At 45.6% G+C, this 3,787-nt stretch carries 4 protein-coding genes; all 4 read left to right on the forward strand.

Annotation, left to right across the window (positions count from 1 at the left end; genetic code table 11):
• Nucleotides 1-919 (forward strand): signal recognition particle-docking protein FtsY (gene ftsY, locus ACMJ0U_RS00005; protein WP_417127345.1); only part of this gene is annotated, 919 nt, incomplete at its 5' end.
• Nucleotides 916-2,217 (forward strand): 30S ribosomal protein S12 methylthiotransferase RimO, encoded by a 1,302-nt coding sequence (gene rimO, locus ACMJ0U_RS00010; RefSeq protein ID WP_417127346.1) that lies wholly within the window; start codon nucleotides 916-918, stop codon nucleotides 2,215-2,217. The genes ftsY and rimO, both read left to right, overlap by 4 nt.
• Nucleotide 2,218: 1 nt before the next feature.
• Nucleotides 2,219-2,509, forward strand: coding sequence for an HU family DNA-binding protein (locus ACMJ0U_RS00015; RefSeq protein ID WP_417127347.1), 291 nt, complete (start codon nucleotides 2,219-2,221; stop codon nucleotides 2,507-2,509).
• Nucleotides 2,502-3,644: an HU family DNA-binding protein gene (locus ACMJ0U_RS00020; RefSeq protein ID WP_417127348.1), complete on the forward strand. Its 1,143-nt coding sequence runs from the start codon at nucleotides 2,502-2,504 to the stop codon at nucleotides 3,642-3,644. Before ACMJ0U_RS00015 ends, ACMJ0U_RS00020 begins: the two co-directional genes overlap by 8 nt.
• Nucleotides 3,645-3,787: the final 143 nt, after the last annotated feature.

The raw sequence follows: 3,787 nt of genomic DNA on the forward strand, positions 1-3,787 counted from the left end.
CAAAGGATTGTCTAAGACCAAAGAAAGTGTATTTGGAAAAATAGCACGTGCGGTTGCCGGAAAATCGAAGGTGGATGATGAGGTGCTGGACAATCTGGAGGAGGTGCTCATTACGTCTGATGTGGGAGTGGAAACTACGCTGAACATTATCAAGCGCATTGAAAACAGAGTGGCAAAGGATAAGTATGTGAATACACAGGAACTGAACAATATCCTTCGTGAGGAAATTGCAGCATTGCTGATGGAAAACAATACGGTAGATGCTGCCGACTTTGATGTGCCTCAGGATAAGACCCCTTATGTAATTATGGTGGTAGGCGTGAACGGAGTAGGAAAAACAACGACCATCGGAAAACTGGCTTATCAGTTTAAAAAAGCCGGGAAAAAAGTTTATCTGGGTGCCGCAGATACTTTCCGTGCCGCAGCCGTAGAACAGCTGGACATTTGGGGAGAACGTGTGGGTGTACCGGTGGTAAAACAGAAAATGGGAGCCGATCCGGCTTCGGTAGCCTTTGATACATTGAGTTCTGCCAAAGCCAACAATGCGGATGTGGTAATTATTGATACGGCAGGACGTTTGCACAATAAGATTGGCTTGATGAACGAGCTGACAAAAATAAAGAATGTGATGAAGAAGGTGGTACTCGATGCGCCTCATGAGGTATTGCTGGTGCTGGACGGTTCTACCGGACAGAACGCATTCGAGCAAGCCAAGCAGTTTACTCTGGCCACGGAGGTAACCGCCATGGCCATTACTAAACTTGATGGAACAGCCAAAGGGGGAGTGGTGATTGGAATTTCCGACCAGTTTAAGATTCCGGTGAAATACATCGGTCTGGGAGAAGGCATGGAAGACCTGCAGATATTCCGTCGCCGTGAGTTTGTAGATTCATTGTTTGGCTCAACGACACAGGAATGAGAAAAAATACCATCGATCTTATTACATTAGGATGTTCGAAGAATCTGGTGGATTCTGAGAAATTGATGAAACAGTTGGAAGCCAATGGCTATAAGGTGACACATGACAGTGACCATCCGCAGGGAGAAATTGCCGTTATCAATACTTGTGGCTTTATTGGTGATGCGAAGGAAGAATCTATCAACATGATTCTGGAGTTTTGTCAGGCAAAGGAAGAAGGCCGCCTGAAGAAACTTTATGTGATGGGCTGTCTGTCGGAACGTTATCTGAAGGACTTGCAGATGGAAATTCCTCAGGTGGACAAATTTTATGGGAAATTCAATTGGAATGAGCTTCTGGCCGATTTAGGAAAAGCGTATCATTCTGAGTTTGCCATTGAACGTCATCTGACGACACCCAAGCATTATGCGTACCTGAAAATTTCAGAGGGCTGCGACCGCAAGTGTTCTTATTGCGCCATTCCCATTATTACCGGAAAACATGTATCTCGTTCTATGGAGGAAATTCTGGACGAGGTGCGCCTGCTGGTATCAGAAGGGGTGAAAGAATTTCAGGTAATCGCACAGGAACTGACCTATTACGGGGTGGATTTGTATAAAAAACAGATGTTGCCGGAGCTGATAGAGCAGATGGCACGTATCCCTGGTGTGGAATGGATTCGCCTGCATTATGCGTACCCTGCTCATTTCCCGGAAGATTTGTTCCGTGTGATGCGTGAAAATGATAATGTATGCAAGTACATGGACATTGCCTTGCAGCATATCAGCGACAATATGTTGCAAAAAATGCGCCGTCATGTCACGAAGGAAGAAACCTATCAGCTGATAGAGAAGTTCCGTAAGGAAGTACCTGGTATTCATCTGCGTACTACACTGATGGTAGGCCATCCGGGTGAAACGGAGCAGGATTTTGAAGAACTGATGGACTTTGTCCGCAGGGCACGTTTCGACCGTATGGGGGCATTTGCCTATTCGGAAGAAGAAGGAACTTATTCTGCCAAACACTATAAAGATGAGATTCCACAGGAAGTCAAGCAGCAGCGTCTGGATGACCTGATGGCTTTGCAGCAGGAAATTTCCGCAGAGTTGTCTCATCGTAAGATTGGACAGGAGTTTAAGGTAATCATTGACCGTAAGGAAGGTGATTACTACATCGGCCGTACGCAGTTTGATTCGCCGGAAGTCGATCCGGAAGTGCTGATAAACGCAGAAAATCACCGTTTGAGAGTCGGCAGTTTCCACCGGGTAAAGGTGTACGACGCGGATGATTTTGATTTGTATGCGACAATCGTGAAATAAGATGACAAACAAGGAATTCATAGAAGAACTGTCTCGTCGTTTAGAGAAAACCGAAAAGGAAACAGCGGCCTTGCTGGCTTCTTTCACGGGGTGTGTGTCGCAGACTCTACAGGAGAATAAAACGGTCGTGCTTCAGGACTTTGGTTCATTTGAAGTGGAGAAAAAGATGGAGTATATTTCTGTGAATCCCGTTACCAGACAGCGCTTTCTGGTACCCCCCGAACTGGCTGTCAGTTTTAGGTCGGCTAACTCGATAAAGGGGAGGCTTAAAAACATCTTCTCGGATGAATGATAAAATAACTTTACATGAACTTGTGGAATTGTTTGCCCGCAAATGTCAGCTTAATCAGGCTGACGCGGCGCTTTTTGCCAAGGAGTTTCTGTCGTTGATAGAGGAAGCTTTGGTAAGGGACAAGTATGTAAAGGTGAAAGGCTTGGGTACGTTTAAGCTTATCACGGTAGATGCGGCTGATGAAGCGGTTCTCAATGGGTTGGAAATCTCAGATAATCAATCATGTACGCGCATTTCGTTTATTCCGGAAGCTGGATTGAAAGATTTGGTGAACAAGCCTTTTTCGCATTTCCAGCCAGTGCCGTTGAAGGATGAAGTGCATTTTGCAGACTTGTCTGAAGATGAATCTGATGCAGGATGTCAAGAAGCGGTGATGAGGGAAGAGAAGGCTGAGAAAACTGAGGCGACAACCGAACCTCAGGTGGAACCGGCCACGGAAGAAACCGATGAAGTGCTGCTACAAACGGAAATTGCTTCTCCGATTGAGGAGAAAGTGGCTCCGGAATCAGTAACCGGGGTGGTGATTTCAGAGGAGGAAAAAGTAAAAGAAAAACCGGAAGATACGATGCCTGAAAAGGAAGAAAGGATTCCCACTGTATCTCTTTCTCCTTCAGAGAAGGAATCTGATATACCGTGGTGTATGATTGCTTCCATCTTGCTGGTGGGCATTTTTATAGGAGGAATCGTGACATGGGCATTGACCTCGGGCCGACGGTATATTCCGGAACAGGTAGTGGAAAAGCTGATGAATGAAACCCGGAAAACGCCTGCACCTGTGGTTCCGGACTCCTTGCAAGTGGCTGATACTTCTGCTGTAAAAACCGATTCTTCCTTGGTACAACAGAAGGATACCCTGAAAACCGTCGTGAAGAAAGAAGAAAAAACTCCTGTAGCTTCTACGCCCGTGCCGAAAAGGGAAACTCTGGCTGATACGGTTGAATATCAGATAACTGGAAATCAGGGAGCATATACCCTCAAGCCAGGAGAGAGCCTGGTGCGGGTAGCGTTGAAATTCTATGGTAATAAAAAACTCTGGCCTTATCTGGTAAAACACAATAAGGATATCATCAAAAATCCGGATAATGTACCGGTGGGTACCACGATTCAGATTCCGCAACTTACTCCTAAAAAATAAAGAAAGAGGCTGTCTCAAATAAACTTTGAGATGGCCTCTTTTTTGTGTTTGCAAAAAAATCGGGCAAGTCCCAACTTCGCTCAGCCAGCACTTGCCCGTCTCCCTAATTTTTTGTATATTAGGGAATCAAGTAAGATATCTCA

The sequence above is a fragment of the Phocaeicola sp. genome, from assembly GCF_048170425.1.
Classification (GTDB): domain Bacteria; phylum Bacteroidota; class Bacteroidia; order Bacteroidales; family Bacteroidaceae; genus Phocaeicola.